This window comes from Algorimicrobium bowmanii (genome assembly GCF_054031195.1).
The window spans coordinates 1,301,192-1,324,407 of record NZ_CM132929.1 but is presented as its reverse complement, the minus strand read 5'-3'; the positions used below and the strand labels follow the sequence as shown (position 1 = coordinate 1,324,407).

20 protein-coding genes and 3 tRNA genes are annotated in these 23,216 nt (G+C 33.5%); 13 read left to right on the top strand and 10 right to left on the bottom strand.

What is annotated here, in order from left to right; translation table 11 throughout:
- Positions 1 to 105: 105 nt before the first annotated feature.
- The 3 genes from ACW5R3_RS05805 to tgt form a co-directional block, all read right to left on the bottom strand.
- Complete coding sequence (locus tag ACW5R3_RS05805; RefSeq protein ID WP_456578663.1) at positions 106 to 999, bottom strand: DMT family transporter; 894 nt, start codon at positions 997 to 999, stop codon at positions 106 to 108.
- Positions 986 to 2,008, bottom strand: coding sequence for an LptF/LptG family permease (locus ACW5R3_RS05800; RefSeq protein ID WP_456578811.1), 1,023 nt, complete (start codon positions 2,006 to 2,008; stop codon positions 986 to 988). Before ACW5R3_RS05800 ends, ACW5R3_RS05805 begins: the two co-directional genes overlap by 14 nt.
- A 72-nt stretch (positions 2,009 to 2,080) precedes the next feature.
- Positions 2,081 to 3,211 carry a tRNA guanosine(34) transglycosylase Tgt gene (tgt, locus tag ACW5R3_RS05795; RefSeq protein WP_456578662.1) on the bottom strand — a complete coding sequence of 377 codons (1,131 nt, stop codon included), beginning with the start codon at positions 3,209 to 3,211 and terminating at the stop codon, positions 2,081 to 2,083.
- Positions 3,212 to 3,384: 173 nt separating this feature from the next.
- On the opposite strand from tgt, the gene ACW5R3_RS05790 reads away from it, so the two are divergent.
- From ACW5R3_RS05790 to ACW5R3_RS05780, 3 genes are read left to right on the top strand one after another with little or no spacing between them, the layout of a single operon-like run.
- Positions 3,385 to 4,230 carry a transketolase gene (locus tag ACW5R3_RS05790; protein ID WP_456578661.1) on the top strand — a complete coding sequence of 282 codons (846 nt, stop codon included), beginning with the start codon at positions 3,385 to 3,387 and terminating at the stop codon, positions 4,228 to 4,230.
- 32 nt (positions 4,231 to 4,262) lie between these two features.
- A complete protein-coding gene (locus ACW5R3_RS05785; protein ID WP_456578660.1) occupies positions 4,263 to 5,216 on the top strand; it encodes a transketolase family protein in 954 nt (317 codons plus the stop codon).
- A 45-nt stretch (positions 5,217 to 5,261) separates the two neighbouring features.
- Positions 5,262 to 5,846 carry an outer membrane beta-barrel protein gene (locus ACW5R3_RS05780; RefSeq protein ID WP_456578810.1) on the top strand — a complete coding sequence of 195 codons (585 nt, stop codon included), beginning with the start codon at positions 5,262 to 5,264 and terminating at the stop codon, positions 5,844 to 5,846.
- Positions 5,847 to 5,933: 87 nt separating this feature from the next.
- Here the strand turns inward: ACW5R3_RS05780 and ACW5R3_RS05775 are convergent, their stop codons facing one another.
- Positions 5,934 to 6,950 carry an FKBP-type peptidyl-prolyl cis-trans isomerase gene (locus tag ACW5R3_RS05775; protein WP_456578659.1) on the bottom strand — a complete coding sequence of 339 codons (1,017 nt, stop codon included), beginning with the start codon at positions 6,948 to 6,950 and terminating at the stop codon, positions 5,934 to 5,936.
- Positions 6,951 to 7,029: 79 nt separating this feature from the next.
- Between ACW5R3_RS05775 and ACW5R3_RS05770 the strand changes: the two genes are divergently transcribed.
- Both ACW5R3_RS05770 and ACW5R3_RS05765 read left to right on the top strand, forming a co-directional pair.
- Positions 7,030 to 7,410 carry an RNA-binding S4 domain-containing protein gene (locus ACW5R3_RS05770; RefSeq protein WP_456578658.1) on the top strand — a complete coding sequence of 127 codons (381 nt, stop codon included), beginning with the start codon at positions 7,030 to 7,032 and terminating at the stop codon, positions 7,408 to 7,410.
- A gap of 42 nt (positions 7,411 to 7,452) precedes the next feature.
- On the top strand, positions 7,453 to 7,959 hold the full coding sequence (locus ACW5R3_RS05765) for a phosphoribosyltransferase family protein (RefSeq protein WP_456578657.1): 507 nt from the start codon (positions 7,453 to 7,455) through the stop codon (positions 7,957 to 7,959).
- On the opposite strand, the gene ACW5R3_RS05760 is transcribed toward ACW5R3_RS05765, so the two are convergent.
- A complete protein-coding gene (locus ACW5R3_RS05760) occupies positions 7,951 to 8,466 on the bottom strand; it encodes a shikimate kinase (protein ID WP_456578656.1) in 516 nt (171 codons plus the stop codon). The two genes, ACW5R3_RS05765 and ACW5R3_RS05760, sit on opposite strands and share 9 nt — an antisense overlap.
- A gap of 143 nt (positions 8,467 to 8,609) precedes the next feature.
- Between ACW5R3_RS05760 and ACW5R3_RS05755 the strand changes: the two genes are divergently transcribed.
- From ACW5R3_RS05755 to ACW5R3_RS05720, 8 genes are all read left to right on the top strand, one after another.
- Positions 8,610 to 8,682 (top strand) — tRNA-Lys (locus ACW5R3_RS05755).
- 56 nt (positions 8,683 to 8,738) lie between these two features.
- Positions 8,739 to 8,822: transfer RNA gene (locus ACW5R3_RS05750), tRNA-Leu, on the top strand.
- A 588-nt stretch (positions 8,823 to 9,410) separates the two neighbouring features.
- Positions 9,411 to 9,483, top strand: a tRNA-Lys gene (locus ACW5R3_RS05745).
- Positions 9,484 to 9,839: 356 nt separating this feature from the next.
- Positions 9,840 to 10,736 carry a MerR family transcriptional regulator gene (locus ACW5R3_RS05740; RefSeq protein WP_456578655.1) on the top strand — a complete coding sequence of 299 codons (897 nt, stop codon included), beginning with the start codon at positions 9,840 to 9,842 and terminating at the stop codon, positions 10,734 to 10,736.
- Between the two features lie 41 nt (positions 10,737 to 10,777).
- Positions 10,778 to 12,244, top strand: a complete 1,467-nt coding sequence (locus ACW5R3_RS05735; RefSeq protein ID WP_456578654.1) for a phytoene desaturase family protein — start codon at positions 10,778 to 10,780, stop codon at positions 12,242 to 12,244.
- Between the two features lie 48 nt (positions 12,245 to 12,292).
- Entirely contained in the window at positions 12,293 to 13,132 is an 840-nt protein-coding gene (locus tag ACW5R3_RS05730) for a phytoene/squalene synthase family protein (protein ID WP_456578653.1), read from the top strand.
- Between the two features lie 8 nt (positions 13,133 to 13,140).
- The gene (locus ACW5R3_RS05725) at positions 13,141 to 13,590 is read left to right on the top strand and encodes a sterol desaturase family protein (protein ID WP_456578809.1); all 450 of its coding nucleotides are present in this window, start codon (positions 13,141 to 13,143) and stop codon (positions 13,588 to 13,590) included.
- Between the two features lie 16 nt (positions 13,591 to 13,606).
- Positions 13,607 to 14,764, top strand: coding sequence for a lycopene cyclase family protein (locus tag ACW5R3_RS05720; protein WP_456578652.1), 1,158 nt, complete (start codon positions 13,607 to 13,609; stop codon positions 14,762 to 14,764).
- Here the strand turns inward: ACW5R3_RS05720 and ACW5R3_RS05715 are convergent.
- From ACW5R3_RS05715 to ACW5R3_RS05695, 5 genes are all read right to left on the bottom strand, one after another.
- Positions 14,738 to 15,322, bottom strand: coding sequence for a TlpA family protein disulfide reductase (locus ACW5R3_RS05715; protein ID WP_456578651.1), 585 nt, complete (start codon positions 15,320 to 15,322; stop codon positions 14,738 to 14,740). The genes ACW5R3_RS05720 and ACW5R3_RS05715 overlap by 27 nt on opposite strands.
- A 112-nt stretch (positions 15,323 to 15,434) precedes the next feature.
- Positions 15,435 to 16,796: a spondin domain-containing protein gene (locus ACW5R3_RS05710; protein WP_456578650.1), complete on the bottom strand. Its 1,362-nt coding sequence runs from the start codon at positions 16,794 to 16,796 to the stop codon at positions 15,435 to 15,437.
- 108 nt (positions 16,797 to 16,904) lie between these two features.
- Complete coding sequence (locus ACW5R3_RS05705; RefSeq protein WP_456578649.1) at positions 16,905 to 17,576, bottom strand: Crp/Fnr family transcriptional regulator; 672 nt, start codon at positions 17,574 to 17,576, stop codon at positions 16,905 to 16,907.
- Positions 17,577 to 17,698: 122 nt separating this feature from the next.
- Positions 17,699 to 19,966: an aconitate hydratase gene (locus ACW5R3_RS05700; protein ID WP_456578648.1), complete on the bottom strand. Its 2,268-nt coding sequence runs from the start codon at positions 19,964 to 19,966 to the stop codon at positions 17,699 to 17,701.
- A 168-nt stretch (positions 19,967 to 20,134) separates the two neighbouring features.
- Positions 20,135 to 22,912 (bottom strand): bifunctional aconitate hydratase 2/2-methylisocitrate dehydratase, encoded by a 2,778-nt coding sequence (locus ACW5R3_RS05695; protein ID WP_456578647.1) that lies wholly within the window; start codon positions 22,910 to 22,912, stop codon positions 20,135 to 20,137.
- Between the last annotated feature and the right edge of the window lie 304 nt (positions 22,913 to 23,216).

Genomic DNA, 23,216 nt, shown 5'->3' with positions numbered 1-23,216 from the left:
TATACAGAAATTACAAGCTGAAATATTAGGCATGCATAAAGCTTTTTACAAAGGTACTAATTACCAAACAGATGGTAAAAAAAAACACACTTATATCTTCAAAAGTCACTTATTCAACTTACGTGATTTGATGTTTTTAAGAATGCCGTTTAATAGGATAACACTGATTATAATGAGTGACCCCACATAGAAATTAGTGCTCATTTTTTCTTTTTCAGGAAAAATAAGTAGCGCTAAAATAATACCGTAAATAGGCTCTAAATTATACGTTAAAACAACAGTAAATGGACTAATATATCGCATGACATATACCGATGCTATAAATGCATAAGCGGTACAAACCGAAGCTAAAATTAAGAGGTATAAAACATCGGATACGTGTAGAACAAAAAACTCGGATGAAAATCCAGCATTTGAAAACATTAGATATATGGTTATAAATAGCACACCACTAATAAACTCGTAAAACGAAATAACAGTTGCTGAATGATCTTCTAAAAACTTACCGTTTAATACTGCAAAAAGTGAGGATAAAAAAGCTGAAATAATACCTAAAACAATCCCTTTCCAGTAATGCAATTCGCTTTGTGTAATTATAAATACACCTATAATAACTAATAGTCCAAAAACCATTTCGTAAGCTATTAGTTTACGCTTATAAATTATAGGTTCTATAAAAGATGCAAAGAAAGCACCTGTTGAGAACATAGCAAGTGTAATTGAAATATTAGAAACTTTTATAGCACCGAAAAAGGTAATCCAATGCAATGCTATAACTACTCCAGCTAAACTGAGTTTTAAAAGCGCTTTTTTAGTTATTTTAAGTTTTGCTTTGGATACATAGGCATAAACACCTATAAAAACAAGAGCCATTAGCATCCTGTACCATACCAAAGCTACAGCCTCAATGGTAATAAGTTGCCCTAACACAGCCGTAAAACCTGCAATGAACACTAACAGATGTAAATGGCTGTAATTTTTTAGCTTATCGTTTAGCATTATAAAGAAGGTAAGCGGCTAATATACCAAATAATACATTTGGAAACCACACAGCTACCAATGGTGGAAAATCTGATTGTGATGCCAGTACACCAAAAATTTTATCAAAGAAAACAAAAACCATTGCTATACAAATACCAAAGGCGAGATTAACCCCCATACCGCCACGTCTCTTAATAGAAGAAACTGCTACAGCAATTATAGTTAAAATAAATACGGATGCAGGTAAACTCCATATACGGTATTTTACAAGTTTATAGCGACTTATATAAGAAGACCCACGGGCTTCTTCTTTTTCAATAAAGCGATTCAGCTCCTTATACTGTAATGTTTCTGCTATATATTCAACAGGTGTCAAATCCTCTAAATCGAAACCAAAAACAGTATCTTTACGTCTTTCAGTTTCAATAATATCATCGCCAGCACCTATTGTTCTTTTTACATATGAAATCATTCGGTAAGAAGAGTCTCTTTCTACATATCGAATGGAACTAGCTGAAATTTTACTAACCATTTTTCCATCCTCAATATACTCAAGTGTGAAATTTTGTCCTAGTTTTTGTTTAATATCAAAACTACTCACATAAATATAAGTATTGTCATCAATTTGTCTATAAACATTTTGATTGTCAACAGCACTCTTATTAGTCTTAAGGTATTTATAATTAAAATCATTAAATCCCTTACTTGCTTCTGGAGCCAAGTATAGTCCTAATATTAATGCTAAAACAGAAACCAAAGACGCCCCTATAATGTAAGGTCTTAAAAAACGTGTAAACGAAACACCTGAACTTAAAAAAGCAATAATTTCGGTATTGTTTGCCAATTTGGATGTAAACCAAATTACCGATAAGAATAAAAATAAAGGAAATAGTAAGTGTGCAAAATAGATTGTAAAATCTAAAAAGTACAGCATAACCTCACCAAAAGGAGCTTCATTCTCTAATATCTTTCCTATCTTTTCTGCTAAGTGAACTGTTATTCCTATTGGAATAAACAGCAACAACATAACGAAAAAAGTGAAGAGGTATCGTTTTAATATGTACCAATCAAGTATTTTCAATTTTTGCTAACGTCTAAATTATAACCTATTATTCATTTGTTTTACCATCATATCTTTCCATGTGGCAAAATCTCCTGCTAATATATGTTTTCTTGCCTCGCGAACCAACCACATATAAAATCCTAAGTTATGGATGGTAGCAATTTGTTTTCCTAACAACTCATTAACAGTAAATAAATGTCTTAGGTAAGCTTTGCTATATTCTGTATCTACAAAAGTAATGCCCATTTCATCTATTGGTGAAAAATCATCACGCCATTTCAAGTTTTTAATATTGATACTTCCATGCGCTGTAAATAACATACCGTTTCTAGCATTTCTAGTTGGCATAACGCAGTCAAACATGTCAACCCCTAAAGCAATATTTTCTAGAATATTTATTGGCGTACCAACTCCCATTAAGTAACGAGGCTTATCTTCTGGTAAAATAGCTGTTACAACCTCTGTCATCGCGTACATTTCTTCTGCAGGTTCTCCTACAGAAAGTCCACCGATAGCGTTACCTACAGCTCCGGCATTAGCAATATACTCTGCCGATTGTTTACGTAAATCCTTATAAGTACTTCCTTGCACAATAGGGAAAAACGCTTGATCATAACCGTATTTAACAGGTGTTTTGTCTAGATGGTTAATACATCTATCCAACCACCTATGCGTCATATGCATTGAACGTTTAGCATAACGGTAATCACATGGGTATGGTGTACATTCATCAAAAGCCATTATAATATCTGCTCCAATGGAACGCTGAATATCCATAACGTTCTCTGGTGTAAAAAAATGATAACTTCCGTCTATATGACTTTTAAATTTAACTCCCTCTTCTTTAATTTTTCTGTTTGCAGAGAGTGAGTAAACTTGATAACCTCCTGAATCTGTTAAGACATTTCGATCCCAATTCATAAATTTATGAATACCACCTGCTTTTTCTAAAACATCAATTTGTGGTCGGAGATATAAATGATAGGTATTCCCTAATATTATATCTGGATTAATTTCATTTTTAAGCTCGCGTTGGTGAACACCTTTTACTGTTGCTACTGTACCAACAGGCATAAAAATGGGCGTTTCAATTACACCGTGATCGGTTGTTATTTTACCGGCCCGAGCTTTGGATTTTGGGTCTGTTACTTTTAAGTCAAATGTCATATTCAAATTATCATGAGAGCACAAATATAAATAAGAATTTATGATGTCTTTCTTAATTAAAACAAAATTGTTAGCAAATGGCCTAAAATCGTTAATAAAAGCATTTAAAGTCTTTTAAAAACTCTATATAAAGCATTATTTTTGCAGTATAAAATTTAACAACACACACATACATGTCAAACACACAACAATTAGAAGATTTAACAACCCAAGTACGTAGAGATATTTTACGTATGGTTCATAAAGTAAACTCTGGACACCCAGGTGGATCATTAGGTTGTGCTGAATTTTTTGTAGCGCTTTATCAAGATATCATGGACCGTAAAGACGGTTTTGATATGGATGGTCATGGCGAGGATTTATTCTTTTTATCAAACGGACACATTTCGCCAGTTTATTATAGCGTTTTAGCGCGTTCAGGTTATTTCCCTGTAGACGAACTAAATACGTTTCGTTTAATTAATTCCCGTTTACAAGGGCACCCAACTACACACGAAAACCTACCAGGCATTCGTATTGCATCAGGGTCTCTAGGTCAAGGTATGTCTGTAGCATTAGGAGCTGCACAAGCAAAAAAATTAAATAACGACAATCATTTAATTTATAGCTTACACGGTGATGGCGAACTACAAGAAGGTCAAAATTGGGAAGCTATTATGTATGCTGCAGGTAAAAATGTTGATAACATAATTGCAACAATCGATTTAAACGGTCAGCAAATTGATGGTTCTACAGATACTGTATTACCAATGGGTAGTGTAAAAGGTAAGTTTGAAGCATTTGGATGGACTGTTGTTGAAATTGAAGACGGAAACAATATCGATGCCATTTTAAAAGGTATGGCTGAAGCAAAGTCTAAAACTGGTCAAGGTAAACCCGTTTGTGTTTTATTAAAAACAATAATGGGGAACGGTGTCGATTTTATGATGCATACACATGCATGGCATGGAAAAGCGCCTAACGACGAACAATTAGCAACAGGTTTAGATCAAAACCCAGAGACTTTAGGCGATTATTAATTAAAAAGATAACCACTTTTGTGGATACAGATATGAAAACATATACAAATACAGGAAGTAAAGATACACGTTCAGGTTTTGGAGCTGGATTAACAGAATTAGGACAAACTAATGAAAATGTGGTAGCACTTTGCGCCGATTTAATTGGTTCTCTAAAAATGGATGATTTTAAAAAGAATCACCCCGAACGCTTTTTCCAAGTAGGAATTGCTGAAGCTAATATGATTGGACTTGCAGCTGGATTAACAATTGGCGGGAAAATTCCTTTTACTGGAACTTTTGCTAACTTTTCGACAGGTCGTGTTTACGATCAGATACGTCAAAGTGTCGCCTATTCTGGTAAGAATGTAAAAATTTGTGCCTCTCACGCTGGTTTAACATTAGGTGAAGATGGTGCTACACATCAAATTTTAGAGGATATTGGGTTGATGAAAATGCTACCTGGTATGACTGTTATTAATCCTTGTGATTATAACCAAACAAAAGCTGCTACTATTGCTATAGCTGAGCATGATGGTCCTGTTTACTTACGTTTTGGAAGACCAAAGGTAGCTAACTTTACACCAGAAGATCAAAAGTTTGAAATTGGAAAAGCACTTCACTTAGTAGATGGTACCGATGTTACTCTTGTTGCCACAGGACACCTTGTATGGGAAGCTCTTGAAGCTGCTAAAACACTAGAAGAAGCTGGAATTTCTGCTGAAGTAATAAACATTCATACAATTAAACCTTTAGATGCAGACGCTATTCTAAAATCGGTAGCTAAAACAGGTTGTATTGTTACCGCTGAAGAACACAATCATTTAGGTGGTTTAGGCGAAAGTGTATCACGTGTTTTAACAACAAACAATCCTGTTCCTCAGGAATTTATTGCAACAAACGACACTTTTGGTGAGTCTGGTACGCCAGCACAATTAATGGATAAATACGGTTTAAACGCGACTGCTATTGTAAAAGCCGCTAAAACTGCTATTAATAGAAAATAAACATTTACCTTTTTCGTTTAAAGGAGGTAACCAATAACTAATATGATGAGATATTTATTTTTAAGTTTGATTGCCTCCTTTTTATTTATAGGCACGGCATCAGCACAAAACAACGGTGGATTTGGAGTTAAAGGTGGGTTAAACTACGGCTCTAACGGTAACTATTATGATTCTGCAGTAAGTGCTGCTGAAAAACCAGATGGCAATGTAGGCTATCATTTAGGTGTATTTTATAAAATTGGCGGGAAAATTTTCGCTAAACCAGAATTAGTTTATACACATACCAAAAGTGACTATGATACAGGTGATTTTATAATGAAGAAAATTGATGCACCACTACTAGTAGGTGTGCGCTTTATTAGAATACTTAATGTATTTGCTGGGCCATCATTTCAATATATTATTAATTCCGATTTTAATGATATTGATATAGACAACGTTGAAAACGACTTAACAGTTGGTTTAAACTTTGGTGTTGGAGTTAGCATTCGAAACATTGGAATTGATTTACGTTACGAACGTGGATTTGGTGATAACGAAGCAACTTTTGCTACCAACAGCGGATTAAGTGTAGGTCGTATTGATACACGTCCAGAACAATTAATATTAAGTATTTCACTTTCGTTATAAACGTTTATTTACTTATTATAAGACATAAAAAAAACCGCTAATGCGGTTTTTTTTTATGTCTTATATCTAAATTTAAACTCCTAAGTTTTACTCAGGAATTGTATCATAATCTAAATAATCTGGAGTTCCATCACCATCTCTATCCGTTACAATAACAGATTCTATGTATATAATACCATTATTTTCTACGCGAGATTTTTCAAATTCATTATCTGCAAATACAGGATCGGGGTCACCACTCATAATCTCATATGACGCATATTCTAATTCATCTTCGGTATAATACCCATCACCATCATCATCATTATCTAAAAAGTCTGGTGTAAAGTTTCCATTAGTATCATCATCATAAGCATCACCATTTCCATCTATATCCTCCATATAAGTAGGAATACCATCTATATCATGATCTAAAATAGCACGTTTAAACATGTTAAACTTAAAGATTAAAGGTGTATAAGCATCTACACCTGCCAATGCTAGGTTAAAATAACCCAAACCTGATGGAATAAAAACAGCACCTATACCGTGATTATGGTATGTAGTAGTTCCGTCATTATTATCTGTAAAATCATCACTAGTTTTAAACTCTATTAAAGCTTGTTGAAAACCAGGAACTACACCTGAGGAAGAACCAACGGTTAGTAAGTTGAACTGAGCCTCTGTTGAAGCACTATCAAAAACATAATTATCCGTTACACTAATACCTTCATAAGTTAACGTAGCTTGATCGGAAAAATGAACTTCTTTCCCTAAACCTTCACGAACGTTTAAATAGTATAATGTATATTCAATATCATCAAAATCTACTATTTTAGAAGACACCATATCAATTAAAGGTGTTTTATCTGCATTATCACCTGCAATGGTATCGAATACAATTTCAAATACGTCATTTTCTAAACTATAAGGAGCATTCTGTGCGAATTCCTCATAATTATAAAAATGAGTTTCTAGGTAGGTTTCAATTTCAACGATATCTTCAGAATAAACAACGCCAGCATCTCTTAACTCGACATAATCTGTAGCATCATCATCATTATTACAACTCGTAAAAACCGCAAACACAGTTAATACCAGAGCAACCATTTTACTTAATTTCATATTGCTTATTTTTGTTGGCAAGATACAATATTTAAATAATTTTGTACAACAACATTAACGTAGTTTTTAGACCTTATATATGCGAGTAGATAAATTTTTATGGTGTGTTAGATATTTCAAAACAAGAACAATAGCGACTACTGCTTGTAAAAAAGGGCACGTTAAAGTTAATGGGGCTGCTGTAAAACCAAGTCGGGAAGTGTTTCCTAGTGATAAAATTGAAGTACGTAAAGACCAAATTAATTATAATTTAACAGTTAATGACCTCCCACCAAACCGCGTAGGCGCTAAACTAGTTGATATATATCGTGTAGATACGACACCTAAAGATGCTTTTGCCGCTAAAGAATTATTAAAGTACTCCAAGGATTATTACCGTAAAAAAGGAACTGGTAGGCCCACTAAAAAAGACAGACGTGATATTGACGACTATAAAGATGAAAATTTATCAGAAAAATAAAATAATAAAATTTTCTCGAGTATCTTTGAAAAAATAGCAGTTATGAAAACCAGTAAAAAGAACACCATCCTTACCCACGAGGAAATTGTACATAAATTAAAGCGTATTGCTTACCAAATATACGAAAGCAATGTTGATGAATCTGAGGTTATTTTAGCCGGAATAGATTCTAATGGTTATCTTCTTGCTCAAAAACTAAAAACTGTTTTAAGCGAAATATCAACTATTACCCCTATTCTATGTTGCGTTGAAATAGATAAGAAAAATCCGTTAAGTACGGTTAAAACATCTATTACACCAGAGGCGTACACTAATAAATCGGTTATTTTAATTGATGATGTACTAAATTCAGGAACCACACTTATATATGGTGTGAAACATTTTTTAAATGTTCCACTAAAGCAATTTAAAACAGCTGTCTTAGTAAACCGTAATCATAAAAAGTATCCTGTAAAAGCTGATTTTAAAGGTATTTCTCTTTCAACGTCATTACATGAGCATGTAGATGTTGTATTAGATGGCGATACGTATGAGGCTTATTTAGACTAACTTCTCCATAATTAACGCGACCACCTCATCAGGTGTCCCATTGGCATTTATAATAAGGTCTGCTTGATTATAATAATTTAAGCGCTCAAAAATATGCTTACCAACAAATTCAGTTGCTTCTTCTTCAGACGACAAATGAGCAACTAATGGTCTATGCGCCTTATTTAAGTATATCCGCTTTCCTAACTCGGATACCGATACATTTAAATAAATACTTTTAGCGTGGGCTTGCTCCTTTATAAGCGCCATATTGTTTCCATAACATGGTGTACCACCTCCAAGAGATAAAATCATATCATCTTGTTTTAAAAAATCACTTAAATACGCACTTTCTATTTTACGAAAATAAATTTCTCCTTTAAGCCTGAAAATGTCTGAAATAGAAATTCCCTCTTTTTTCTCGATATAAGAATCGAAATCTTGAAAAGGTTTATTTAAAATTTGACTTAATTTTTCACCAATTAGCGATTTCCCGGAAGTCATATACCCAAAAATAATTATACTCATATTCTAGCTTAAAAATTGATAATTAAAAAGATACATTAACGAACAACAAAGCAACGAAAAAAAAATTTAAAAAAACCTAAAAAAAGTATTGTTTAATTAAAAATAGGTCTTATATTTGCACCCTCGTTACGGCGAAACAAAATGACCAGATAGCTCAGTTGGTAGAGCATCTCCCTTTTAAGGAGATGGTCCTGGGTTCGAGCCCCAGTCTGGTCACAAAAAAAAGTTAAGCATTTTTGCTTAACTTTTTTTATTTTTAGTCAGTTTTATTTGCGCACGTGGCGGAATTGGTAGACGCGCCAGCTTGAGGGGTTGGTGGACATTAGTCCGTGGAAGTTCGAATCTTCTCGTGCGCACTATAAAAAAAGCATCACATCCAGAGCGCTTTACTTTCTTCCAAAAGATTAAAAATTAGCAAATTTCACCCTACTCTTACAAACAAGAAATACAATCAACTTTTACACTAATAGAGGTTTCTATGTTCATTTTCTACTGTTAGTCGATTAAAAAATAAATTTTATTCTATCATATTCATTTATTCTACTACTTTTTTTAATATTTATAAGGATACACATAAACAACATAAAGACTCCATTTAGTATTAAAGATTTAGAACACCTTTCTAATTTTAAAGCACACACCATTAGAATTAGGGAAAAACGCTATAATCTTTTAGAATCCAAATGTACCGACGCTAATATTAGATATTTATAGTTTAGAAAGTCTGCAAAACCGTTAAACGTAACTTTTTTAAATAATAATGGTTACAAGATTTCTAAAATTGCTGAGATAGATGAGGCTGATATAGCAAAAACGGTTAGAAGTTTATCTTTTAAAGATCTAGTTGATGACCATGATTCAAACATGTTTAAATTATCTGTATTAAATATTGTTTTATTAAAAATAGGTTTTATATTTGCACCCTCGTTACGGCGAAACAAAATGACCAGATAGCTCAGTTGGTAGAGCATCTCCCTTTTAAGGAGATGGTCCTGGGTTCGAGCCCCAGTCTGGTCACAAAAAAAAGTTAAGCATTTTTGCTTAACTTTTTTTATTTTTAGCCTGTTTTAATTGCCCTCGTGGCGAAATTGGTGGACGCGCCAGCTTGAGGGGTTGGTAAACATTACTCCGTAGAAGTTCAAATCCTCTCATGCGAACTATAAAAAAATATCACACCTAGAGCGCTTTACTTCCTTCCAAAAGGTTAAAAATTAGTAAATTTCACCCTACAATTATAAACAAGAAATACAATCAACTTTTACACTAGTAGAGGTTTCTACGTTCATTTTCTAATGTTAGGCGATTAAAAAATAAATTTTATTCCATCATATTCATTTATTTCACTACTTTTGTTTAATGTTTTTAAACAAAATATGAACAATATAAAGACTCAATTTAGCATTAAAGATTTAGAACACCTTTCTGGTGTTAAAGCACACACCATTAGAATTTGGGAAAAACGCTATAATCTTTTAGAACCCAAACGAACGGACACTAATATTAGATATTATAGCCTAGAAAGTCTGCAAAAACTGTTAAATGTAACTTTTTTATATAATAATGGTTATAAGATTTCTAAAATTGCTAAGATAGATGAGGCTGATATAGCAGAAACGGTTAGAAGTTTATCCACTAAAGATCTAGCTGACGACCATGCTTCTAACATGTTTAAATTAGCTGTTTTAAATTTTGATAAAGCACTTTTCTTAAACACTTACAACAACCTACTTAAGCAAAAGAGTTTTTCAGAAATATTTACCGAAGTATTCATGCCCTTAATGAGTGAAATAGGGCTTCTATGGCAAACAAACACCATTACACCAGCGCAAGAACACTTTATATCTGAATTAATAAAACAAAAGCTTCTTATAAACATTGAAAAACACCAAATCGAGCTTCCTAATAACGAAAACAAAACCTTTGTTCTCTTTTTACCTGAAAATGAAATTCACGATTTAGGTTTACAGTTTATTAATTACTGTTTATTAAAAGAAAATTACAATACCATCTACCTCGGTTCAAGTGTGCCAATTGTAAGTTTGAAAGATATTTTAAAACATTATAAAAACGTAACCTTTATATCATATTTCACTGTTAAGCCAGAAATTGAAAATATAGAGAACTATCTAAATGCGTTTGAACAGGCATTATTACTAGACAGAAATAAACTATGGCTATTTGGTCGGTTATTAGAAAATGTAGACCAAAACAAACTAACAAAGCGCATTACACTGTTCCATTCTATAGGAGATTTGAAAAAACACATATAAAAACACTTTTTTGTTTAACATTTTACTATATTTGTTAAACAATGAAGAAAAACATAACAATACTAGGGTCCGGATTTTCATCTTTAGCTGCTGCTTGCTATTTAGCACAAGCAGGACACGATGTTACCATTTTTGAGAAGAATAATAACATAGGTGGTCGCGCTAGACAGTTTTATAAAGATGGATTTACATTTGATATGGGACCAACTTGGTATTGGATGCCCGATGTATTTGAACGCTTCTTTGCTGATTTCAACAAAAAACCTTCGGACTACTACACTTTAGATAAGCTAAACCCTGCTTATTCTGTTTACTTTGATAAAGACGATTACATAACAATTGAAGATACCTTAGATAAAATACGTTTTGCGTTTGAAAAAGAAGAACCAGGAAGTTCTAAAACACTCCAAAGCTTTATAAATAAAGCACAAGACAATTATAATGTAGCTATTAAGGATTTAGTATATAATCCAGGTGTTTCCCCTTTCGAGTTGGTAACCGCCAAAACCTTAAAAAAGGTTAATCAATTTTTTAGTACCATTAAAAAAGACGTCCGTAAGGAATTTAAAAACGAACGTTTAGTAAAAATATTAGAGTTCCCTGTATTGTTTCTAGGAGCTAAACCTAGCGATACGCCATCATTTTATAGTTTTATGAACTACGCCGATTTTGGACTAGGAACCTTTCATCCTAAAAAAGGGATGTATCAAGTTGTTTTAGCTATAGAAAGTCTAGCAAAAAGTATGGGCGTAACCATAAAAACTAATGCTAGCGTCGAAAAAATACTCGTAAAAGACGGATATACTATTGGCGTAATGTCTAATGGTAAAAAATATACTAGTGATGTAGTACTTAGTGGTGCTGATTATCATCATACAGAAAGCTTACTTGATTCTAAATACAGGCAATACTCCGAAGCGTATTGGCAGAAAAAAGTTTTTGCACCTTCATCGTTGTTATTTTATGTTGGATTTGATGAAAAAATTAAGAACGTAAACCATCATACGCTGTTTTTTGATGTGGATTTTGACAAACATGCCGAAACCATATATGATACGTCCGAATGGCCTGAAGACCCATTATTTTACGCTAGTTTCCCTTCTATAACGGATAAATCGGTTGCACCAGAAGGAAAAGAAGCTGGCATATTTTTAATACCGCTAGCACCAGGACTACAAGACAACACGAAATTAAGAATGCAATATTTCACAAAAATTATAGACCGTTTTGAGAAATTAACATCTCAAAAGGTACGAGAACATATCCTATTTAAAGAATCGTTTTGCGTAAACGACTTCGTTAAAGATTACAATTCTTATAAAGGAAACGCATACGGAATGGCCAATACTTTGTTACAAACAGCATTTTTAAGACCTAAACTTAAAAGTAAAAAGGTTAAAAATTTGTATTTTACTGGTCAATTGACTGTTCCAGGACCTGGCGTGCCCCCATCATTAATTTCAGGAAAATTGGTTTCTGAACTGATAAACCAATACCATACTAAGTAATATAAGTTATTAACCTGTTGAAGCTTTAACAAACTAAATTAAAAGAAGATGAAATCAATTTTCGACAATGTTTCCCACACGTGCAGCCAAACGGTTACTAAAATGTATAGCACATCATTCTCATTAGCAACAAAAATGCTTGCCAGTACCATACGCCAGGATATTTATAATATCTATGGGTTTGTTAGGTTTGCAGACGAAATAGTTGATAGCTTTCATGATTACGATAAGGAAACTCTTTTTAATGATTTTGAAAATGATTTAAACCTAGCTTTAGAGCGTAAAATAAGTCTAAATCCCATTCTCAATTCATTTCAAGAAACGTATCACAAATACGGTATTGAAAAGCATCTAATAACTTCTTTTATGAAAAGTATGCGCACAGACTTACATAAAACAACGTATTTAACTAACGATGAGTACAAGGAATACATTTACGGTTCTGCTGATGTTGTTGGTCTTATGTGTCTTAAGGTGTTTGTTAAAGGTAATAATGAAAAATACAACCATTTAAAACATTCAGCAATGCATTTGGGATCGGCCTTTCAAAAAGTTAATTTTTTGAGAGATTTAAAAAGTGACTATGAAGATTTAAGCAGAACTTATTTCCCGAACACCGATTTATCTAAGTTAGATGAAGCTTCAAAAACAGCTATAATAAATGAAATTGAACATGATTTCGCTATAGGACTACAAGGCATAAAAGAACTACCTATAGAAGCTAAATTTGGTGTATTTACAGCATACAGATATTACAGTCAGCTATTAAAGAAATTGAAGAAAACTCCTGCCTTACAAATAAAAAACTCACGAATTCGAGTTCCAAATTATAAAAAAATAGAACTATTAACCCGTAGTTACGTTAAATATCAACTAAATTTACTCTAAAAATTATGATGCTTACTATCTTATGGATTCTTGTATTTTTAGGCACCTTTCTATTTATGGAGTTTATGGCATGGTTTACCCATAAATATATCATGCATGGTTTTTTATGGAACTTACATAAAGATCATCATCATAAAAAACATGATAGTTGGTTTGAACGTAACGATTTATTTTTCATTTTTTACGCCATTGTTAGTATTACGCTTTTTTTACTTTGGCGCTATGCCGATTTATGGATAGGGCTTCCAATAGGAGTTGGCATATTTGCTTATGGTTTAGCCTATTTTTTTGTTCATGACATATTTATTCATCAACGTTTTAAATTCTTTAGAAACGCTAATAATTGGTATGCTAAAGGCGTTAGGCGGGCTCATAAAATGCACCATAAGCATCTTGGTAAAGATGATGGAGAATGCTTTGGTATGTTATTTGTTCCTTTTAAATACTTTAAAAAATAGACTAATAAGGTGATAAATGTTAGCTAAAGAAAATCATTTCGATTACATCATTATTGGAAATGGTCTTGCCGGTTTACAACTAGCACTTCAATTAGTTTCCGAACAAACCTTCAGTCAAAAACGCATTGGGTTAATAGACCCGAAGTCTAAAAATTTAAATGATAAAACGTGGAGTTTTTGGGAAACTGGTTCCGGCAAATGGGAGACACTAATTTACAAATCTTGGGAAACAGCTCATTTTTATTCTAAAAAAACATCCCATACATTAAGTTTAAGTCCTTACACATACAAAACCATACGGGCAATAGACTTTTACAATCATGCATTTACAGTTTTAAAGAGTCATGAAAATGTCTATTTCATAAAAGATACCGTTGTTTCTACCACCGAAACCTCTCAGGTTGTCGTGCACGGTAAAATAAACACCTATACTGCTTCACATGTTTTTGACAGTCGGATTCCTAAAGATTACAAGATAAGAATTACCGATTATACACTAATTCAACAACATTTTAAAGGTCTTATTATTGAAACAGAAAATAACTATTTTGACCCTAACAGTTTTAGTATAATGGATTTTAGGTTTCAGTATAAAAATTCTACTAGCTTTATTTACATGCTCCCCTTTTCCGAAAATAAAGCTTTAATTGAGTTCACTTTCTTTTCATCTGAAATTGTTGCTGAAAAAATATATGATAACGGCATTCAAAAATACATTAGAGATCATTTAAAAGTTGATAGTTATAAAATAACAGAAAAAGAGAGCGGAAATATCCCGATGACAGATTTTCCTTTTTGGGAATACAATACGCCACATATTACTAAAATTGGTACTGGTGGCGGATGGGTAAAAGGATCTACCGGATATGCTTTTAAACATACAGAAATGCATGTCTCAAAAATTATCAAGAACTTAAAAAATGGCCAGTCTCCTTCTTTAAATCTATATGATAAAAAATATAAGTTTTATGATAAGATTTTTCTAGAAGTTTTAAAATCGAATAATGCTAAAGGCCCTTGGATATTTGAGAGGTTTTATGGAAAAAATAGTATAACAACTATGTTTCGTTTTCTTGATGAGACATCTAGCTTAAAACAAGATTTAAAAATTGTACAGAGTTTGTTTTCTTGGGTTTTTATTAGAGCTTTATTTGTTGTTTTGTTCAGACGTTAGTAATCCATCTATCAAATCACGAACGGATTCACTATTCCAATTTGCTGCACCATTTTTATCCATAACAATAGCACCGTCTTTGTCTAATAAATAAGTTTGTGGAATACTTCTACTCTGAAGTTGCTCAGGCACCTGTGAAATCGATTTATAAAAATCAAAACTGAAATCATTTTTATTTTTGAAATTTGTGATGGTTTCTGGACTTTCATTTGATACTAATAAAAAAACAACTTTATCGTTATAGTCTTTGTATAAACTATTAATACTTGGCATTTCAGCAATACAAGGCGGGCACCAAGTAGCCCAAAAATTAATAAACACAACTTTTCCCTGAGCTTGTTTAAAATCAAAAGTGCGTCCTTCAGAATCTAATAAGTGCCAACTATCATAACGCTCTAATTTCTCGCGCTCATCTTCATCTATTTCAGAAGGACTAATCATAGCCAATCCTTTTTGAAGAAACACTTGAATAGGTTGTCTTGTTTGTGGTATAATTAATAACACTAAAAAAACTCCGATAGCTATATTTGAAATTTTACTGTTTTTTGATTTTGACATAAAATACAATCTATTAAAAGAAAAAGAAACGCATCATCAAAAAGATAAATGCGTTTCAAATTTAGTAACTAAAAATCAATTATGGCACTAATTTCCAATTCAATTACAGTAACTAGTTTGCTGTAATTATCACTTTAATAAGTGCGTTAACAGCCGGATAAGAAAAGCCATCATTAACTTCACTTAAAGGTAAAACAACACCATTTTCTTCAATTCCTGTATCACTACCTGATTGGTTTGTAACAGTATTTGGACCTATTGCTGGTTCCTCATTAACTTCGGTACCCGCATCCCATAAATAAACACTACTTGTTACGTCTCCACTAACAGCTTCTCCGTTAGCATTAAAAAGTGCTATACCGGCATCATCTGTTCCAAAAAACACATCGTTAGTTGCAGCTAACATATTAACAAATGATAAGCGATCACCTGCTTGAGCTTGGAATGTAAACTCGTATGCACCACCTGGCACGATTGGACCTGCATTACCACTTCCAACAGGAGTATTAAAAATAGCTCCTTCTGTTACACCTGATAAATTTAGAATATTAGCTCCTAAAACAGCTACATTACCATCTTCAGCAATAGCTTCAACACCATCACCATAATCTTCTATTCCTGATGTATACAAAGGATTAATACCATTTTCATGAATTACCCAAACTCCTGGAGACGCTGGGTAAGTCACTCCTGTATTCTCTGCTGTATATGTTCCTAAATTAGTAACATCACCATCTTCAGCAATATTTTCTATACCTTGTCCGAAATCTGGCTCACCGACTGTAAATAATGGATTGTCTCCTCCATGAATAACAAAAACACCTGGAGATAATGGAGCAACCTGATCTCCTAAACTTGTAGATAAAGATGCATCAGCTAAATCTGTAATACTTATTAAAAACTGAGTTCCTTCTATGTAAGTAACAGATACATTAATTATTTCATTTACTTCAGGAAAATCAAAGACTTCACCATTAGTAACATTACTCATTAGTAATACGTTTCCGTTTTCTTCAACACCTGTATTAGGCCCAGATTGATTTGTTACCGTATTAGGTCCTACCGCAGGCTCTTCATTAACTTCTGTTCCTGCATCCCAAAGATATACTTGGTCTGTAACATCTCCTGAAAAAGGATTTCCATTCTCATCATATAATGAAATACCTTCACTACCTGGCGCAAAAAATGCATCGTTAGTTGCTGCTAACATCGTTACAAAAGATAGTTTCTGGCTTCTACCTGCATCTACTGTAAATTCATAACTCTTACCAGGTGTTGCTGGTCCAGGACTAGCATCTCCTGCTGGCGTATTAAATATACCTGATTTTAAAAATGTATTAACTGGTGCTATATTTTCAATAGTTACAGTAAAAGAACCGTCAGCTACTGTAATGTTATTTACATTATCGTCGTCATTTGAACACGACGCACTTACCAAACCTAAAAAGGCTGCTCCTAAAATTAATTTCTTCATAATTTATCTGTTTAATATTTGTTCATTAATAATTTATGAAGCAAATCTATAGGATAAGAAGAACTTGATTTGTTAGCTATCTAACACAAATGAAAAAAGTTTAAAAAATTATGCTGCTTTTTTTAGTATTCTGATTTCTTTACGATGGAATTCAAGGTAATTTTCTTCTTTAAGTTCATTTAAAAGAATATTTAAAGTAGGTCTTGAAGTACCAATTAAAGATGCTATATCACTTTGCGTGTAGTGGTGATAAATAATAGTATCTCCCGTTTCTGGACAATGATATCCTGACTCGACACAGAGTTCGGCTAGAAATTCTTTTAAACGCGTTTTAGAATCTTTAAATAGCAATAATTGTAATCTGCGTTCAAGCTTTTTAAATTTTAGTCCAATAAACTTATAGACTTTAAAACTGAAAGACTGATTCCTTCGCATTAAATCATACATGGTATCGACACCAATTGGACATATAGCCGTAGTATTATCTAGAGACTGTGCAAATTCATCCCGCTTAGCTTCGCCTAGAATAGCTTTCTCTCCAAACAATTCACCACGAGTAAGAATAGCCTTTACAACTTCTTCGCCATCTTCATTATAATAGCCAATTTTCACCTTTCCTTTTTCGATAAGGAAAATTTTATTAGAGGCATCCTCTTCAAAATAGATATAATCTTTCTTTTTATATTCTAAGAAAGAATGTCCCTTTTTATACGCTCTAAACTTATGAGGGCACAACATGCCAAATAAATTAACATCTTCAAAAAACCAGACTGTACTCATATGCGACAAAGTAATTGTTTAATACGCTTATATAGTCGCTTTAAATCAATCTAGCTTACTTTGTTACTAAATAAAAAAAGCTCCCGATAACGGAAGCTTTTCTTTACTATATAGCCTTTTAATTATGCCGAAGCATTTTCTTTTTTAATTAAATTTAGAGCTGAACCTTCATTGTACCAGTCTATCTGAGCTTGGTTATAAGTATGGTTAACCAAAATTTCATCTTTAGAGCCATCAGCATGCACAAACTCAATTGTTAAAGGCTTGTCTGCTGCAAATTCATTTAAATCTAAGAAATTGATTGTATCATCTTCTTGAATTAGATCATAATCATTTTCGTTAGCAAATGTTAAACCTAACATTCCTTGTTTTTTTAAGTTGGTCTCATGAATACGTGCAAAAGATTTTACTATTACAGCAGCAACACCTAAATGGCGTGGTTCCATAGCAGCGTGTTCTCTTGAAGAACCTTCTCCGTAATTATGATCGCCTACAACCACCGATTTCACACCAGCAGCTTTATAAGCACGAGCAACATCAGGTACGCCGCCATACTCTCCTGTTAATTGGTTTTTAACAAAATTTGTTTTCTTCCCAAACGCATTAACAGCGCCTATTAAACAGTTATTTGAAATATTATCTAGGTGACCTCTAAAACGCAACCATGGTCCTGCCATAGAAATATGGTCTGTAGTACATTTACCAAATGCTTTGATCAAAAGTTTAGCCCCTTTTATATCGTTGCCTATAGGCTCAAAAGGTGTTAATAATTGTAAGCGTTCTGAGGTAGGACTTACTGTTACTTCTACATTACTACCGTCTTCAACCGGTGGTATATAACCCGATTCTTTTACATCAAATCCTAATGGTGGTAACTCCAAACCTTTTGGTTCTTCTAATTTAACCTCTTGACCATCCTCATTTATTAAAGTATCGTTCATAGGATCGAAATCTAAACGTCCAGCAATAGCGATTGCCGCAACCATTTCTGGCGAACCTACAAAAGCATGCGTATTCGGGTTTCCATCAGCACGTTTTGAGAAATTTCGATTGAAAGAATGTACAATTGTGTTTTTCTCTTCCCCTTTTCTATCACTTCTATCCCATTGTCCGATACATGGTCCACATGCATTGGTAAAGATAGTCGCGTCTAAATCTTCAAATATTTTTAAGACACCGTCACGTTCTGCTGTAAAACGAATTTGTTCCGATCCTGGATTTATACCAAAATCAGATTTCGACTTAATATTTTTATCCACCGCTTGTTTAGCAATAGAAGCCGCACGGGTTAAATCTTCATAAGAAGAATTCGTACAAGACCCTATTAACCCCCAATCAACTTTTAAAGGCCAACCGTTTTCTTTTGCTTTAACACCTAGTTCTCCAATTGGAGTGGCTAAATCTGGAGTAAAAGGACCATTTAAATGAGGTCTAAGCGTATCTAAATTGATTTCAATAACTTGATCGAAATAACTTTCTGGATTGGCGTAAACTTCATCATCACCTGTAAGGTATTCTCTAATTTTATTTGCTTCATCAGCAATATCACTTCTATCTGTGGCACGTAAATAACGCTCCATAGAATCATCATAACCAAATGTTGATGTTGTTGCACCTATTTCAGCTCCCATATTACAGATGGTACCTTTTCCTGTACAAGAAAGGTTTTTAGCCCCTTCACCAAAGTATTCAACAATAGCACCTGTACCTCCTTTAACGGTTAAAATACCGGCAACTTTAAGAATGACATCTTTTGCTGAAGTCCATCCATTTAAACTACCTGTTAACTTAACACCTATTAATTTAGGAAACTTAAGTTCCCATGGCATACCCGCCATAACATCTACAGCATCAGCTCCACCAACACCAATAGCTACCATACCTAATCCACCAGCATTTACTGTATGTGAATCTGTACCAATCATCATTCCTCCTGGGAATGCATAATTCTCTAAAACTACTTGATGAATAATACCGGCTCCTGGTTTCCAAAAACCAATACCGTACTTTTTGGATACTGAAGCTAAAAAATCAAAAACCTCATTACTGGTTTCATTAGCTCTTTTTAAATCTGGTACAGCACCTTGTTTTGCTTGAATTAAGTGATCACAATGTACGGTAGTAGGAACTGCCACTTGAGGTTTTCCTGCTTGCATAAACTGTAATAACGCCATTTGTGCTGTTGCATCTTGACAAGCAATACGATCTGGTGCAAAATCCACATAATCCTTTCCTCTTACAAATGCCTTATTGGGAGTTCCATCCCAAAGGTGCGCGTATAAAATCTTTTCGGAGAGTGTTAATGGTTTCCCTTCAATCTCACGTGCTTTATCAACACGGTCAGCGATTTGACTGTAAACCTTCTTAATCATATCAATATCGAATGCCATATTTTTGTGTTATTTTTATTAAACTATTTTAATCTGTAAGTTACGAAAACTAGAAGACTTAAGAAAACAGGAGCCGTATATAGAATGATTATAAAAAAGGATGCATATAAAAAAGCCTGAGCTATTAAATAACTCAGGCTTAATTTATATAAATTACCGTAAACTAGATTATACAGTTAATAATTTACTAGATGGTTTAAATTTAGTTAAGTTAATACCTTTTACAGCTGCTTGGTACTCCTCTAAATTAGGTGTTCTTCCTAAAATAGTAGACAATACAACTACTGGTGTAGAAGATAATAACGATTCTCCTTTTTTCTCGCCAGAATCCTTAACCACACGACCTTGGAATAAACGTGTAGATGTTGCCATTACCGTATCTCCTGGTTCTGCTTTTTCTTGGTTACCCATACATAAGTTACAACCTGGACGCTCTAAATACAACATGTTTTCATATTTAGTACGTGCTGCTGCTTTAGGATCGTTATCGTCGAATTCGAATCCTGAGTAACGTTGTAATACTTCCCAGTCGCCTTCAGCTTTCAACTCATCTACAATGTTATAAGTAGGAGGCGCAACAACTAATGGCGCTTTAAATTCTACTTTCCCTTGAAGTGTTTCAATATTTTTAAGCATTTGTGCTAAAATCTGCATATCACCTTTATGTACCATACAAGATCCAACAAATCCTAAATCTACTTGTTTTGTACCTCCGTAAAAAGATAATGGTCTAATTGTATCGTGCGTATAACGTTTAGAAACATCTTCGTTATTTACATCTGGATCGGCAATCATAGGTTCTTCAATCTTATCAAGATCTACAACAACCTCAGCAAAATATTTCGCATTTTCGTCTGGAGCTAAAGCTGGTTTTTCACCAGATTTAATTTCAGAAATACGCTTTTCAGCAATATCAATTAATCCTTGAAGCACGTTTAATTTATTATCCATGCCTTTATCAATCATGATCTGGATTCTGCTTTTCGCTATTTCTAGAGATTCAATTAACGTTTCATCTTCAGAAATACAGATAGATGCTTTAGCTTTCATTTCAGCAGTCCAGTCTGTAAATGTAAATGCTTGGTCTGCAGTAAGCGTTCCAATATGCACTTCAATTACACGACCTTGGAAAACATTGTCTCCACCAAACTGAGATAACATTTGCTGTTGTGTTGCATGAACCACATCACGGAAATCCATATAATCTTTCATTTCACCTTTAAAGGTTACTTTTACAGATTCAGGAATTGGCATAGAAGCCTCTCCTGTTGCAAGCGCTAATGCTACAGTACCTGAATCGGCACCAAAAGCAACACCTTTAGACATTCTTGTATGCGAATCTCCTCCGATGATAATCGCCCAATCATCAACTGTAATATCATTAAGAACCTTATGAATTACATCCGTCATTGGCTTATACTTATTCTCTGGGTCTCTAGCTGTAATTAAACCGAAGTCGTTCATAAACTTCATTAACCTTGGAATATTCGCTTTAGACTTATTATCCCAAACAGAAGCCGTGTGACAACCTGATTGGTAAGCACCATCTACAATAGGTGAAATAATAGTCGCAGCCATCATTTCTAATTCCTGAGATGTCATTAAACCTGTAGTATCTTGAGATCCTACAATATTAACCTCAACACGTACATCAGATCCTGTATGTAAAACTTTACCAGGAGTTGTTCCAACAGCATTTTTATTAAATATTTTTTCAACAGCTGTTAAACCTTGATCTTCAACTGAAATTTCTTTTGATGCAGCGTAAACTGGAATAATATCTGTTCCTAAAACTTTAGATGCAAACGTCTGAAGTTTTTTACCAAAGACTACAGCGTAAGAACCACCAGCTTTAATAAATTCGGTTTTTTGTGGAGTTAAAGACGCCGAGATGTCCATTAACTCAACATTGCCGTGGTATAATTTTTTCTCTTTTGTATTAACAGTAAGAACTGTTCCTGTTGCTACAGAATATACTTGTTCTAAAACAGGATCTCCGTTATCATCGGTAACAACATTACCTTGATCATCGGTCTTTTTAACCCAGTTTTTAAGGTCGATTCCGATACCTCCAGTTACACCAACAGTGGTTAAGAAAATTGGAGAAATACCGTTTGTTCCTGCAATAATTGGAGCGATATTAATAAATGGTACATAAGGACTAGCTTTTTTACCTGTCCATAAAGCCACGTTATTTACACCAGACATTCTAGAAGATCCTACTCCCATAGTTCCTTTTTCTGCAATAAGCATAACTCTTTTGTCTGGGTGTTGCTTTTGCAAATCAAGAAGCGCTTGTTGCTGCTCTTTGTTATGTTCAAAAATACATTGACCGTGTAATTCACGATCTGAACGCGAGTGTGCATCTCCACCTGGTGATAATAAATCGGTAGATATATCACCTACACCAGCAATAAACGTTACCACATCAATTTTTTCTTCAACTTCTGGAAGCTTCGTGAAAAATTCTGCCTTCGCATAACTCTCTAGTAATTCTTTAGCAATGCCATTACCTTCGTTATATGCCTTTTCTAATCTTGCTGTATCTGCCTCATAAAGGAAAACTTGTGTTTTTAAAACCTCAGCAGCTTGTTTTGCAATATCAGCATCTGTACCTAAAGCTAAATCTAATAATACCTCTATTGAAGGACCTCCCTTCATATGAGATAATTGTTCGAAAGCAAATTCTGTTGAAATTTCTTTAACTTCAGATTCACCAAGGATAATTTCTTTTAAAAATTTTGCTTTAACCGTTGCTGCCGCAGTAGTTCCTGGTAAAACATTATAGATAAAAAAGTCAAGTGAGTCTTCTCTGTATTGGTTATCTACGTCTTTAATTTGTGCAATGATTTCGCTTAATAATTCAGCTCCATCAATTGGCTTAGGGTGAAGACCTTGTTCTTTACGATCTTCGATTTCCTTGATGTAATCTTTATAAGTAGTCATAAATTAATATATTTTTTCAATATGAGATTAGAGCCATTTCCTAAACAGAAATAAGCCTATAAATGTTGTATTCTTTATTGGGATCGTTTTAAAACGGTTATCTATATTTTTGGGATATAATCTAATGTTCTTGCTATATAAAAATAACGACTATGAATACAATAGATATCTAATAAAAGACAACTTATTTTTAAAACTTTGCAAACATAAAAAATTTAAAGCAAAGTTGATAAAAAGAAAGCTTGTAATACGGTGAGTTTTGATAGTAAATTTTGATAGTAGCATCAAAATTTGATATGAATTT